Raw genomic sequence first — 12,690 nt, forward strand, 5'->3', positions numbered from 1 at the left:
ATGTTCACTGGAATTGTCGAACAAACCGGAAACATCCGTCTGGCCGAGTGGTCTGACGGTCATTTGAAAGTCACCATTGATCCCCAGAAAATGTGGACGGATCTGGCTTTGGGTGAAAGCATCGCGTGCAATGGAGCCTGCCTGACTGTGGTGCAGTGGGATGACAAAGGCTTTCAGGTCGAGCTTTCGCAGGAAAGCGTGAACAAGACCTCAGCCCTCTGGAACGTTGGCGACACTGTGAATCTGGAGCGGGCCATGCCTGCCAGTGGCCGTTTCGGAGGCCATGTGGTGACCGGGCATGTGGACGGCACCGGAACCGTGCTGGAGGTGGAGGCCCAGCCCGGAGCCTACATCATCAAAGTGGCGGTCCCAGAGGAAGCCTCCCGTTACCTGATCCCCAAAGGCAGCATCACCGTGAATGGGGTCAGCCTGACCGTGGTGGATGTGGGCGGTCCTGCGGGCAGCAAAGCGGATTTGCAGGTCAATGAATTCACTCTCTGGATCATTCCGCACACGCTGGAAGTCACCAGCCTGAAAGGCATCCAAGCTGGAGATCAGGTGAATCTGGAATACGATGTGCTGGCCAAATATCTGGAACGCCTGACTCTGGTGGGAGGTGCAAAGTGATCTCCCCCACCCATGAACTGATTCAGGACATCCGTGAAGGTCGTCCGGTGGTGCTTGTCGATGATGAAAACCGCGAGAATGAAGGGGATGTGGTGGTGGCCGCAGAATTTGCCACCCCCGAGATGATCAATTTCATGGCCCACAAAGCCTGCGGTCTGATTTGCGTGTCCATCACGCCAGAGCGTGCTGCAAGTCTGGATTTGCTGCCGATGGTCAGCAAGAACAGCGATCCCAATGGAACGGCATTCACGGTCAGCATTGACCACACCTCCAACAGCACCGGAATCAGTGCCAGAGACCGTTCAAACACCATTCTGGCCCTGCTGGATGAGGATTCCAGACCAGAGGATTTCCGCAGACCCGGTCACATCTTTCCTCTGGTGGCCAAACCCGGAGGGGTCCTCAGGCGTGCTGGCCACACCGAAGCCGCTGTGGATCTGGCCCGACTGGCCGGACTGAAACCTGCTGGCGTGATCTGCGAAATCATGAACGAGGACGGCGAAATGAGCCGCCTGCCGGACCTCCTCAAATTTGCTCAGGAGCATGGCCTGAAAGTGGGCACCATCGCAGACCTCATCGAATACCGCTTGCAGCGTGAGCCATTCGTGGTCGAGCAAGCCAGAGCCAAACTGCCCACCGATTACGGCGAGTTCGAAATTGTGGGGTTTGAAGACACCCTTTCTGGGAAAGAACATGTGGCTCTGGTGATGGGTGAAATCACAGGTGAACCCGTGCTGGTTCGCATGCACAGTGAATGCCTGACTGGCGACGGTCTGCACTCTCTGCGCTGTGACTGTGGTGCCCAGAGGGACGCAGCCCTGAAAGCCATCTCGGAGGAAGGCCGAGGGGTATTGGTGTACCTGCGTCAGGAAGGCCGGGGGATTGGCCTGCTGAACAAAATCCGCGCTTACGCCCTGCAAGATGACGGAGCAGACACCGTGGAAGCCAACCAGAAACTGGGTTTCGCTGCGGATTTGCGGGATTTTGGCATTGGAGCCCAGATCCTGCATGGACTCGGGGTGCGCCAGATCCGCCTCCTGACCAACAACCCCAGGAAATTGCACTCCCTGTCCGGTTTTGGATTACAGATCGTGGAACGGGTGCCCCTGCAAGTGGGGCGCAACAAGTTCAATGAACATTACCTCAACACCAAAAAGGAGAAACTGGACCATATGCTCTAGTGCTCTGGAGCAGGGTGCAGCAGAATTCTGAGCATGAAAGATCCCATCGTTCTGGTCCACGGCATCAACGATTCCAGTGCAGGCCTGCGCACCATGCGTCAGGTGCTGGAGCACCATGGGCACACGGTTTATGCACCGGACATCAAGCCCAACGATGGCAGGCACGGCATCCCCAGAATGGCAGCGTTTCTGAAAGACTACATCGAAAGCAAACTTCACGGCAGCACCTTTCACCTGATCGCTTTCAGCATGGGAGGGATCATCAGCCGGTACTACCTGCAAAAACTGGGAGGACTGGCACAGGTGAACCGCATTGTGCTGATTTCCAGCCCCCATCTGGGAACGGTGTGGGGAAAGGTGTATCCCCTGCCAGCAGTCAGGGACATGACTGTGGGCAGCAAATTGCTTTCCGAACTCAATCAGGAACCCTCCCCTTTTCAGGACCGCCCCTGCCTGACCCTCTGGACCCCTTACGACGTGACGATCTTCCCTGCCAGACACTGCATCCTGCCCAACGCCGAAAACCATGAAGTCAAAGTCTGGAGACACGGGGCCATGATGAGAGACCCCAGAGTGATCAAAAAAGTGGTGGAGTTTCTGGATCAGGAACCCCATCCAGCCATGGAAAATCAGGCTCTATCCTGAAAGGAAGACCCCTTTGCTTGAGTTTGGGCATCCAATCCAGAACCTGTTGGGCCAGCAACGGCTCAGGAAAAATCCATTGACCTTCAAGAAACTGCTCCCTGAGAAGCCAACTGGGTTTTCCAGTGAGGCCTGCAAGGGTGGCAATGGTTTTAAGCCTGCCCTCTGGCATTTCGAGAAGGGTGAGGGTGTATTTTTGGGGGTCAGAAAGGCTTTCAGGCGAGTGGGCTGGTCTCAAGAAAGATTTTCCTCCACCCATTCCGAAAAGAATCATCCCATGTTGAGGACATCTGTAGATGATCGATGGACCTTCATTGTCAACATCAACCTGTTGATGGCACTTTGCACAATACGTCTTCCCATTCTGTTCGTAAAAAACATCATTCATCACTCTTCCATCACCGTTTTTCTCCCCTCCACCCCTATGGAGAGGTTGACCGTCCGACCTGAGCCGTGGGACCGATGGGAGGTGCCTTTCAAAACCGTGTAGGCCTGTCCGGGAGCAAGGACCACAGGTTCCCGGTCTCTGAATTCCAGCGTCAAAACACCTTGCAGGCAGACAAACGTTTCATCGCTGTCGGGGTGGTGGTGCCAGGGGTACTGCCCTGAGAACACCGAGAGGCGCACGCTGTGGTCGTTGGTTTGCGTGGTCCAAAGGTTGGTGTATGCCTCTGTGGCCTGCGCTGCAAGAGCTGCAAAGTCGATTTTTTCATTCATGGGGACCTCCCCTTTCGAAAGGTTGTGGAACATGCGCAAAGTTGAAGCAAATCTGCTGGCAAGTGGCCTGAAAATCGCCATCGTGAACACCCGCTGGAACCATTTTATTGTGGACCGTCTGGTGGAGGGGGCTGTCACCGCCTTCAAACAACATGGAGGCAACGAAGAAGACCTGACCCTGTATACTGCGCCCGGTTCTTTTGAGGTGCCGCTGATTGCCAAAAAACTGGCCCAGAGCGGCAAGTTCGATGCCGTGGTTTGTCTCGGGGCGGTGATCAAGGGCTCCACAGACCACTATGATTTTGTGGCTGGAAGTGCGACTTCAGGGATTGCCTCGGCAGCTCTGGATACCGGGATTCCGGTGGCTTTTGGGGTGCTGACCACCGACAGCATCGAGCAGTCCATTGAGCGTGCTGGAACCAAAGCAGGCAACAAAGGCGCAGAAGCAATTCTGGCCGCCATCGAGACCGTGAACCTGCTGAAATTGATCGACTGAGTTTGTTTTTGAAGCAAGCCCGTAACCCAGAGCAATAACGCTTTGGGCTTACGGGTTTGTTTGTGGGGGTGGGCCATGTGTGGGATGTCCTCTGGGGTTTGAAACGGTAGAATGTCGGTCATGGTTCACAGTTTCAAAATTGACCTGAAGGGCATCATTGACCTGCTCTCCAATCACCTGTACTCCGATCCCAGCGTGTTTGTGCGCGAATTGCTGCAAAACGCCGTGGACGCCATCACCGCCAGAAAGAATGCTGGAGAGGTGTTCGAACCCAGCATTCAGGTGCACATTGAAGAAAACGAACAGGGCAAACGCCTGATTTTTGAAGACAATGGCATTGGCCTGACCGAAGCCGAAATCCACGAATTTCTGGCCACCATTGGCCGTTCCAGCAAACGCATCTCCGAAGCCAGAGCCTCTTACCTCGGGCAGTTTGGGATTGGTCTGCTGTCCTGCTTTATGGTGTCCAGTGAAATCCGGGTCTACACCCAATCTTCCAAGGGTGGGCCTGCTGCTTGCTGGATTGCTCAACCGGATGGCACTTATGAAATCACCTCCACCACGGAAGCCCCTGAAGTGGGCACACGCGTGATTCTGGATGCCAGAGAGGATTTCGATTACCTTTTTGAATTTGACAACCTGAAAGAAGACCTGCTGGGTTACGGTGAAATTCTGCCTTATCCCATCCATCTGGGCAGCAACACCGAGCAGGTGCATGTGAACGCCACCTATGTGCCGTGGTTGGTGTACGCAGAAACCGGCGATCCTGCCTTGAAAGAGCAGGTGCTGGGCTACGCCAGAGAGCGCCTGAACCTGCAAGCTCTGGACTGCTTTCCTTTGAAAACCAAAGCAGGTGGAGTCAGTGGGGTGGCTTTCGTGTTGCCTTACAGCACGCAGGCCAACGCCAGACAGTGGCACCGGGTGTACCTGAAGAACATGCTGCTCAGTTCACAGATTGACAACCTGCTCCCAGAGTGGGCTTTCTTTGTGCGTTGCTTCCTGAATGTGCAAAACCTGCATCCCACAGCATCCCGCGAGTCTTTCTATGAAGATGACCTGCTTTCTGAAGCGCGCAATGAACTGAACCAGCAAATGCAGGCGTGGCTGCGTCACCTGACGCAGCACGATCAGGAGGGCTTGCGCAAACTGCTGCAACTGCATTACCTGCCGATGCGGGCTCTGGCCGTGGACAATGACGAGTTTTACCAGCTTCTGGTGCACAGTTTCGTCTTTGAGACCAGCACAGGTCGCATGACCTTGCAAGAATATTTGCAGCACAACACCACCATCCGTTATGTGACCAACCTGGACCAGTTCAGGCAGATTGCACAGGTGGCGTCGGCGTATGGTCACAGCGTGATCAATGCAGTGTACACCTACGACATCCCTTTGCTGCGCAAGTACACCTCGATTTTCAATGTGGCGACCGAGGAAATCGATGCCACCACCTACGCGCACACGCTGGAGGATGTGCAGTCTGACAACCTGCACAACTTCTTGCTGCTGGCGCAAGATGCCCTGTCGGCTCTGGACTGTCAGGTGACCGTCAAACGCTTCATGCCCGAGGGTTTGCCAGCACTGTTCATTGTCAGCGAGGTGCATCAGGAACTCAGCGATGTGGAGCAGGCACAGGAGGTCAGCGACGACCTGTGGTCGGATGTGCTGGAAGATTACGCTTCGGAATTGCGGTCCATGCGGGTGGCGCACTTGCACCTGAACTTCAACAACAGCCTGATCCAGAGCATGCTGCACGCCGAAAACCCCAAAGTGGTGCGCAGACTGGTGCAAATGCTGTACGTGCAGGCCCACCTGCTCGGGCACCATCCGCTCAGGCAAGAAGAACTGGCCCTCCTCACCGAAGGCTTGCAGGAAATGATGTACTGGGGTCTGCGTGCAGACCGCCTGCTCAACTGATCCCCTCTGAACCTGAAACCACATGGGTGCAAACATGGAAACCATTGAAGAACTGATTGAATTGGCCCAGTCTCAGGGCAGCGAAGAAGAAAGCCTGCCTTTCTGGGAAAGGGCCGTGCGCCTTGCAGACACCCAGAGGGACATCGAAGCCGGGTTCCGCACCCGCATGGAACTGGTGCATGCCGCCACGTTCTCTGGACATCCCAACAAAGCCCTCGTGCATTTTGCATGGCTGATGGGCACCTTCGACAAAAACCGCGAGTTGTTCCGACATCAGGAAATGTACCTGATGTGGGCCTACAAGTGGATTTTGCATTCGATCTTCGCCTACCCGAATTTTTCACTGCAAAGGGCTTACCAGTTGCAGGAAGATTTTGAACGGCGCACAAGGCAACTCGGCTCTGGGGCGCATTACCACGCTTACCAGTCCCTCAGGCTTGCCCTGCACATCGGAGACATGAAAGCCGCCGAGCAGGCCTTTCTGGCATGGCGCAGAATTCCCAGAGACGACCTCAGCGACTGCGAAGTGTGCGAGAAAAACAAGGTGATGGGTTACTACGAAGCCCGCGACGACTTCCAGAGCAGCATCCGTCTGGGCGAAGAAATCCTGCGCAGTGACCGCAAGTGCCACAACGTACCCACCGTGACTTATGGCAGTTTGCTGTATCCCCTGTTCAAACTGGGCAGGATGGATGAAGCGAAGCAATACCATCTGGAGGGGGTCATCAAAGCCAGAGGGGACCGCAACTTCATTCCCACTGTCGCTGAACATGTGCAGTTTCTGGTGCTCACCGAGAATCTGGATGCAGCCCTCAGGCTCTGGATGGACCACTTCCAGTTGGGTTACACCACCCGAGATCCGCTGGACCGCTTTGATTTTGTGCTGTCTGGTGCAGCCCTTTTTCAGGTGCTGTCCGAGACCCGCACCCATCTGGATTTGCCGTTCCCCAGCCACTTCAAAGGGTTTGAACTCTCTGGCAGGTATGAACCTTCGGTGCTGTCCAGCATGTTCTTGCAGGATGCTCAGGACCTTGCAAGCCAGTACGACAAGCGCAATGGGACCGGGCGTTTTGCAGGTGTGGCGCAGAACTGGATGACCCGTGCCACACAGGAAAGAAAAGCTTTTGCCTTGACCTGAGGTTTTGCTGGTTTTCTCCTGTCGAATCACATGAAAGTTGTGAAAAGTCTATTGAACTCTGGAGGGCTGAGGGAGAAGTGGCTTCCCCAGCCCTTTTTCATGGCTTTTTCGTAAGCGATCACGAGAATTTATGCAAAACATTTTTAAAGGCCAATGCCCTGGAAGCCGACCTTTACATTTCCAAAGAAAACCCGCATTCCTGAAAAATACTCAGCTTCAGAAAATTTCTGACCCTTTTGAGGGATTGTTCAGAGGCAGGACAATTGCCCTGCAGATCAACGAAACATTCACTTTGATTGTACTGAGTATATGAAATTTTATTCACCATTCTCTAAATTTTTGTTCTACAATGGAATTACAGTTTTAGAAGGCTGCAACTTCCCTGACAATCCACTCCACTTCTGATCTGAAGGAGGCTGAGATGAAAATCCTGAAAAAGCCCGTAAGTGTTGGCATGCTCACACCCCCTCGGCAAGTCATTTTCATCCGGGAAAGCGAACTTCCCACCAGCGATGTGCAAACCCTCAAAGACGCATTCTTTGGCGCAGAACACAACCCCTTCGTGGAAGTGCGCTGTGAACACGGTTACATCACCGCCATGGTCAGCGACCACCAGCAAAGCGGATGGTTCATGCTCACCTGCACCAGTGGCCCACGCACCACCTCCAAAAGCGTTGCCTGACCCGAGCCGCACCTCAGGCACCTCTTCACGGGGTGCTTTTTTTTGGACTTATACTGACAGCATGACTTCCCCTGAAGGGCAAAAGGGACTCTCTGACCTGCTGCTCCACCCCTACCCAAGCCCTCAACACCGCAAAGACACCCTCATGCTGTACGGCGAGCATCTGCTGGGTGCCCTACCACTGGATGTGATCGAACTGACCGCCCAGAGGGTTCCTGTGGGCGTGGCTTATGTGTTGCCTTACACCCAGCCCACCCAGCCATCCAGCAAGTGGGCAGAGGTGTTCCGCATCGAATTGTTGAAGTCTGTACAGGACAGCAACGTGCAAGAGCAGCTTCTGGTCTATCTGTACACCCTCTCCCAACAGCATCCCTTTTTGTTTCAGCAGGTGCTGCAACTGCATGGAAATGCCCTGAAACAACGTGCTGTGGAAGACGAACAGGTGTACCGCCTGCTCATCCACCATTTTGTCTTTGAAACCCCCTTGGGCCGAATCACACTGGATGAACACTTCAAACACTCAGGACACCTGCGTTACATCACCGATCCCCACCAGTACCAGCAAATCCAGAGGGTTGCTGCCGCCCAGCAACACCTGATCCTCAATGTCGCATTTGATCAGGATGCAGCCTTGCTTGCCCGGTACCACGGTTTCTACCCGGAATCCAGCGTGGACGCTCTGGATGCAGGACAGTATGCAGACCTGCTGCCTGCCATCGAAGTGACCGGGAACTGGCTGGAAACCGCCCAGAGCCTGCTTGCTCCCCAGCTGGTTCAGGTGGAGGTGCGCCATTTCCAACCTGCCCATCTGCCTGCCCTGCTGGTCGCCAGCGAAGCCCACCTGAAATTCCGCCACCAGAACCCCGCAAGGACCTCGCCTGTGGTTCAAGCCATGGTGAAAGAACTGATGTCTCAGGGACAACTTCCAGCCATGCGTCTGGTGCTCAACCATGCCCATCCTCTGGTGCAAGAACTCACCCTGATTCAGGATCAAGCTGTTCTGGAGGAGGTCCTGAAAATGATTTACCTGCAAGCCCGCATGCTGGGAAACCTGCCCATGGGCGAAACCGAACTGCAAATGGCCTCTGGCGGATTGCAGCAACTGCTGGTGTGGGGTTTGCAGGCAACGCGTTTCAGGGATGTGAATTAGGGCAGAAGGCGGAGAGCAGAAGGCAGAAGGCACTTTGAAGCTCTGGCTGACATCCAGAGGACCGGTTTTGGGTTTTCCGATGTGACCGACTTGAGCAGATCGGCCTTTAATCTTGCTTTTTCAGTCACTTTACTCGAGCAGAAAACCCATGTGGAAAACATGAAAGGCAGTTTGGGAGAGGGTTTGGAATGATTGTGGGATGTCCAGCCTTCTGCCTTCTGCAGGGTAGCCGCAAAGTCGCTGTTCGGGCGATGAAAAAAGAAAGAGCCGTCAGCCCTCACCGTTCAGCCGTCAGCCAGAAGGAAAGTCTTCTTCCAGTCGGTTGAGCTTGCCAAATCTGATGGGGCTTGGCCTTTGGGTCTTGCTGCTGTCGAAAGCAAAAGCCTCTGGATCCGCTTTTTACTGAGCGCTGATGGCTGACTGCTACTGCTGACCGCTTTCTCAGTCGGCCTGCCAAACTTCAGACTTTGCGGTGAACCTGCTGCCTTCTGCCTCTCTGGATGTCACCTTTGACCTGTACAGAGTACAATGACCACCGTGAACATTCCTCTGTTGGCCATCGATGTGGGCAACACCAGCACGGTGCTGGGTCTGCTGCAATCGGATGGCACCCCCATCCGCAGTTTCCGCATTCGCACAGACCGGGATGCCCTGCCCGACAATTACGCGCTGATGATCCGCAGCCTTCTGGACCTTGCCAAAGTGCCAGAGCCCCACAGTGCCATCATTTCCAGCGTGGCCCCTCCAGTGGGACAGAACATCATGGTGGCTTTGCAGGAGTATTGGGGCATTCAGGTGATCGAGGTCGGACACCACAACCTGAAGGTGCAAATCGACCTGAAAGACCCGACCACCGTCGGCGCAGACCGTCTGGTGAACATGTTCGGGGTGTGGGAACACGTTCCAGAGGGCAGGTACGCCATCATCGTGGATTTTGGAACGGCCACCACCTTCGATGCCATCCAGTCCCCGAGGCGCTTCATGGGTGGGGTGATTGCGCCCGGTCCATCCACGGCAGCGGATGCCCTGTTCAACAAGACCGCCAAACTGCCAAGGGTGCCTCTGGTGGCCCCGCCTGCTGCGATTGGACGCACCACCCCCGAGGCCATCCAGTCCGGTCTGGTGTATGGCTACGTGGAAATGGTGGACGGCATGATCCGCCGTCTGGGAGAAGAGATGCCCGAGAAACCCATTGTGGTGGCCACTGGGGGTTTTGCCCGCACCCTGAAAGGTCTGTGTCGCAACATCGATGTGTACGATGACGATGTGACCATCAAGGGGTTGATCAACATCTGGCACGAACATGCTGAGGATTGAGTACCAGGCCGTACCCAGAGCGGACTTTGCCGTGGGCACTTCCCGCTTCAGCATGGACCTGAACATGCGTTTTTACAGCGATCAGGACCTGATGCTGTCGGTCTCGGGGATCCATCTGGAGTGCATTTTTGACCTCAGGAACTGGCTGATCAGCGATTTCTTTTACCAGAAGCATTTTTTGATGAGTGACGCTTCTTACGACGCCCCCATCATTGTGGGTTTGATCCATGTGCCCCACGAGCAGGGGTGGCGCATTCTGGGCCATCAGCAGGAAAACCAGTATTCGGTGTTCCCGAGAATTTTTTCTGAGTCAGAAATGCATGAAGGGCTGACCCAGTTTTTTCAGGAGATCCGCGCCGATTTGCGCTCCCATGAGGTGTACCTTTAACGGTCATGTTTGAGGTTGCGGCTTTTCTCAAGGGCCTCACGGTGGGTTTCACCCTGATTGTTGCCATTGGAGCACAGAATGCATTTGTACTCCGGCAAGGTCTGGCACGGCAACAGCCGTTCTGGATTGCCCTGACCAGTGCTCTGGGGGATGCCTTCTTGATCACCCTCGGGACACTGGGCGTAGGCTCTCTGATTGCCAGTGTTCCACTTTTACGGGGTCTGGCGCTCTGGGGAGGGGCTTTGTTTTTGCTGTGGTTTGGCGTCAAAAGTTTCCGTTCTGCCTTTCAGACATCAACCCTGACCCCCATCCAGCAAGGGCAATTCCTGACGGTGAAAGCTGCCATCCTGACCAGTCTTGGATTCAGTTTGCTCAATCCACACGCCATTCTGGACACGGTGGTTTTGCTGGGCAGCATCTCTGGGCAATATGAAATGCAAGGCAGGTGGAGTTTTGCTGCCGGAAGCATCACCGCGTCTTTTGTGTGGTTTTTTGGGCTGGCTTATTGTTCTGCCACTCTGGCCCCTCTTTTTCAGAAGCCTGTGGTCTGGAAAGTGCTGGATTTTGCGATTGGTCTGGTGATGTTCTCGATTGCTGCGATGCTGGTGCTGCAGGGATAACGCAAAAAATGAAAAGGCAAGCCATGTTTGCTTTATTTTTGTTTCATTTTCCTTACAAACCTGACACCAAACTTTTTGCACTGGCATGTTACCTTCAGTCCAATTCACGAAGGAAGTGCAGGAGGTTTTTCATGTCGATTTTTCGCAGCACCCTTTCCAGCAAACTGGCGTTCACCCTCACATGTTCCTTGATGGTGACAGGGTTTGCTCTGGCACAGCCCACCATTCAGGGCTGGAACACCACAGAAGAAAACAAAGGCACCTTCACCCTGACCCCCAAAACCCTGCCCTCGGGCAAGACCTTCAAGGTCACGGTTTTTCCAGTCACGGCCTTAAAAGACCAGAGCCTGAAAAGCTGGATGACCCTCTTCATTCAGAAAGACAGCCCGAAACGCGGCAAGGTGGTTTCTCCGATGGAGGATCTGCAAGAGGATGGCCCCATGGTCACTGGAGCCCTTGGCATTGAGGCCAAGGGGGAACAGCGTGTGTTGATGTACGTGGGATTTGAGGCCTCAGCAGGAAAAGGGCAAATCCTCCTGATGGAAACCAGCATGGACCGTGAACTCACTTCGAAGTACAGTCCGGCCTTCTCACAGTTCATTGCAGAGACCATCAAGCAAACAAGCAACCAGATGGCTTCAGGGCAGAGCAACAACGCCAACTCTGGTCTTGCTGGGGTGAAACTTGGGGGTGCCCTTGCTTACGGAACCTACCAGTGCAGCAAGCCCCTGTCCAGTGGTCAGACCATCAAATACACCCTGAGCCTCTATGACAACGGCGAATACCGCATTGGCGAAGACGACACCGGGAAATTTGAATACAATACCCAGAACGGCAAAATTGACATCAATGTCCTGCGCGACCTCTACAACTCCACGTACGACGACTCCGTTTTCTCTGTGTATTACAGGGACAAGAACAACAAACCCGTGATCTACGGCGAAAACGACTACGGACTGGATGTCTGGAAAACCACCTGCCTATACGCAGGAAGAAACACTTCCCCTGCCCCATCCGTACAAACGAAATTGGAACGTGAAAAAGAAGCGGAGGAAAGGCGTTTCAAGTGGGTCACCCAACCGGGCAAAGGGGTGCAGATGAACCAGATTGAAGCCCTGGTCTTGCACTACGAACTGGATTACAACGGTTTGTCCAACATGTACCAACAGATGCCCAAACTGGCCCTGTTGCTGAGAGACGGAACCGCCTACACCGGCCTGAGGGTGCCTCCAGAGGATCTGGACCTCAAAGCCAGCCGAAAAAACGAACCCAAGACTTGGACCAAATGGAAACGCTCTGGCAAGAATTATTTGCTTTTGCAGGAAGGCAAGTGGAACAACATTGGCGAACTGGGTGTGCTTCCTGCCAGCAAAAATGAAAAACTGACCGGAGATTTCAAACACATGGCCAGTTCTTATCAGGCGGGTCTGGGCGGAACCACCTGGACCACCTTTTTCACTTTCACCCCTCAGGGGAAATTTGACATTTTGGACACTTCGCTTTCCAGCACAGGGATTTTGCAAGCCAACAATGGGTTCAGTGCTTCTGCCAGCAGCACCTCAGATGCCTCTGGGACCAGCAGTTCTGCCAGTGCTTCATCAGGAAACGGCATGGGCGAGGCTCCAACTGTGGGTGTGACCTCGCAAAACCAGAGCGACCAACCCAATCCCGAAAAAACCGGCACTTACACCCTGAATGGTTACACCTTGCAGCTCAAACTGGGCAATGGCAAGACCGAACGCAAACTGTTTTTCTTCTTCAACAAAAAGAAAGAGGACATCTGGATTGGCGAGAACCTGTTTTACAGACCGGATTGAC

The 12,690-nt window shown here is 54.2% G+C and carries 13 protein-coding genes; 12 read left to right on the forward strand and 1 reads right to left on the reverse strand.

The genetic code is table 11. The features are described 5' to 3' along the window. The 3 genes from Q371_RS05870 to Q371_RS05880 are packed head-to-tail and all read left to right on the forward strand — an operon-like array spanning nt 1 to nt 2,453. Nucleotides 1–627, forward strand: a complete 627-nt coding sequence (locus tag Q371_RS05870) for a riboflavin synthase (RefSeq protein WP_034337421.1) — start codon at nt 1–3, stop codon at nt 625–627. Next, entirely contained in the window at nt 624–1,808 is a 1,185-nt protein-coding gene (locus Q371_RS05875; protein WP_034337423.1) for a bifunctional 3,4-dihydroxy-2-butanone-4-phosphate synthase/GTP cyclohydrolase II, read from the forward strand. Before Q371_RS05870 ends, Q371_RS05875 begins: the two co-directional genes overlap by 4 nt. A gap of 33 nt (nt 1,809–1,841) precedes the next feature. Further along, entirely contained in the window at nt 1,842–2,453 is a 612-nt protein-coding gene (locus Q371_RS05880; protein ID WP_034337425.1) for an esterase/lipase family protein, read from the forward strand. Between the two features lie 384 nt (nt 2,454–2,837). On the opposite strand, the gene Q371_RS05885 is transcribed toward Q371_RS05880, so the two are convergent. Continuing rightward, nucleotides 2,838–3,167 (reverse strand): cupin domain-containing protein, encoded by a 330-nt coding sequence (locus Q371_RS05885; protein ID WP_034337429.1) that lies wholly within the window; start codon nt 3,165–3,167, stop codon nt 2,838–2,840. A 31-nt stretch (nt 3,168–3,198) separates the two neighbouring features. Here Q371_RS05885 and ribH point away from each other — a divergent pair, with 31 nt between their 5' ends. The 9 genes from ribH to Q371_RS05930 all read left to right on the forward strand — a co-directional run bounded on the left by ribH (nt 3,199) and on the right by Q371_RS05930 (nt 12,689). Then, nucleotides 3,199–3,663 (forward strand): 6,7-dimethyl-8-ribityllumazine synthase, encoded by a 465-nt coding sequence (gene ribH / locus Q371_RS05890; protein ID WP_034337610.1) that lies wholly within the window; start codon nt 3,199–3,201, stop codon nt 3,661–3,663. A gap of 120 nt (nt 3,664–3,783) precedes the next feature. Further along, the gene (locus tag Q371_RS05895; protein ID WP_034337613.1) at nt 3,784–5,577 is read left to right on the forward strand and encodes an HSP90 family protein; all 1,794 of its coding nucleotides are present in this window, start codon (nt 3,784–3,786) and stop codon (nt 5,575–5,577) included. 34 nt (nt 5,578–5,611) lie between these two features. Continuing rightward, the gene (locus Q371_RS05900; protein ID WP_157442547.1) at nt 5,612–6,715 is read left to right on the forward strand and encodes a hypothetical protein; all 1,104 of its coding nucleotides are present in this window, start codon (nt 5,612–5,614) and stop codon (nt 6,713–6,715) included. Between the two features lie 421 nt (nt 6,716–7,136). Then, the gene (locus Q371_RS05905; protein WP_034337434.1) at nt 7,137–7,397 is read left to right on the forward strand and encodes a hypothetical protein; all 261 of its coding nucleotides are present in this window, start codon (nt 7,137–7,139) and stop codon (nt 7,395–7,397) included. Nucleotides 7,398–7,458: 61 nt separating this feature from the next. Further along, nucleotides 7,459–8,547 carry an HSP90 family protein gene (locus Q371_RS05910; RefSeq protein WP_034337436.1) on the forward strand — a complete coding sequence of 363 codons (1,089 nt, stop codon included), beginning with the start codon at nt 7,459–7,461 and terminating at the stop codon, nt 8,545–8,547. A 528-nt stretch (nt 8,548–9,075) separates the two neighbouring features. Beyond that, entirely contained in the window at nt 9,076–9,864 is a 789-nt protein-coding gene (locus Q371_RS05915) for a type III pantothenate kinase (protein ID WP_034337438.1), read from the forward strand. Next, a complete protein-coding gene (locus Q371_RS05920) occupies nt 9,851–10,252 on the forward strand; it encodes a hypothetical protein (RefSeq protein WP_034337441.1) in 402 nt (133 codons plus the stop codon). The genes Q371_RS05915 and Q371_RS05920 overlap by 14 nt, the downstream gene beginning before the upstream one ends. Nucleotides 10,253–10,257: 5 nt before the next feature. Further along, entirely contained in the window at nt 10,258–10,872 is a 615-nt protein-coding gene (locus Q371_RS05925; protein ID WP_034337444.1) for a LysE/ArgO family amino acid transporter, read from the forward strand. A 131-nt stretch (nt 10,873–11,003) separates the two neighbouring features. Continuing rightward, a complete protein-coding gene (locus Q371_RS05930; protein WP_157442548.1) occupies nt 11,004–12,689 on the forward strand; it encodes a hypothetical protein in 1,686 nt (561 codons plus the stop codon). Nucleotide 12,690: the final 1 nt, after the last annotated feature.

This window comes from Deinococcus misasensis DSM 22328 (assembly GCF_000745915.1).
GTDB lineage: Bacteria > Deinococcota > Deinococci > Deinococcales > Deinococcaceae > Deinococcus_C > Deinococcus_C misasensis.

Excerpts from the sequence above, each read along its gene's own strand:
- ribH (WP_034337610.1), top strand. The coding sequence starts at position 3,199 with ATGCGCAAAGTTGAAGCAAATCTGCTGGCAAGTGGCCTGAAAATCGCC.
- Q371_RS05915 (WP_034337438.1), top strand. The coding sequence starts at position 9,076 with ATGACCACCGTGAACATTCCTCTGTTGGCCATCGATGTGGGCAACACC.
- Q371_RS05930 (WP_157442548.1), top strand. The coding sequence starts at position 11,004 with ATGTCGATTTTTCGCAGCACCCTTTCCAGCAAACTGGCGTTCACCCTC.
- Q371_RS05900 (WP_157442547.1), top strand. The coding sequence starts at position 5,612 with ATGGAAACCATTGAAGAACTGATTGAATTGGCCCAGTCTCAGGGCAGC.
- Q371_RS05920 (WP_034337441.1), top strand. The coding sequence starts at position 9,851 with ATGCTGAGGATTGAGTACCAGGCCGTACCCAGAGCGGACTTTGCCGTG.
- Q371_RS05910 (WP_034337436.1), top strand. The coding sequence starts at position 7,459 with ATGACTTCCCCTGAAGGGCAAAAGGGACTCTCTGACCTGCTGCTCCAC.
- Q371_RS05880 (WP_034337425.1), top strand. The coding sequence starts at position 1,842 with ATGAAAGATCCCATCGTTCTGGTCCACGGCATCAACGATTCCAGTGCA.
- Q371_RS05905 (WP_034337434.1), top strand. The coding sequence starts at position 7,137 with ATGAAAATCCTGAAAAAGCCCGTAAGTGTTGGCATGCTCACACCCCCT.
- Q371_RS05895 (WP_034337613.1), top strand. The coding sequence starts at position 3,784 with ATGGTTCACAGTTTCAAAATTGACCTGAAGGGCATCATTGACCTGCTC.
- Q371_RS05885 (WP_034337429.1), bottom strand. The coding sequence starts at position 3,167 with ATGAATGAAAAAATCGACTTTGCAGCTCTTGCAGCGCAGGCCACAGAG.
- Q371_RS05870 (WP_034337421.1), top strand. The coding sequence starts at position 1 with ATGTTCACTGGAATTGTCGAACAAACCGGAAACATCCGTCTGGCCGAG.
- Q371_RS05925 (WP_034337444.1), top strand. The coding sequence starts at position 10,258 with ATGTTTGAGGTTGCGGCTTTTCTCAAGGGCCTCACGGTGGGTTTCACC.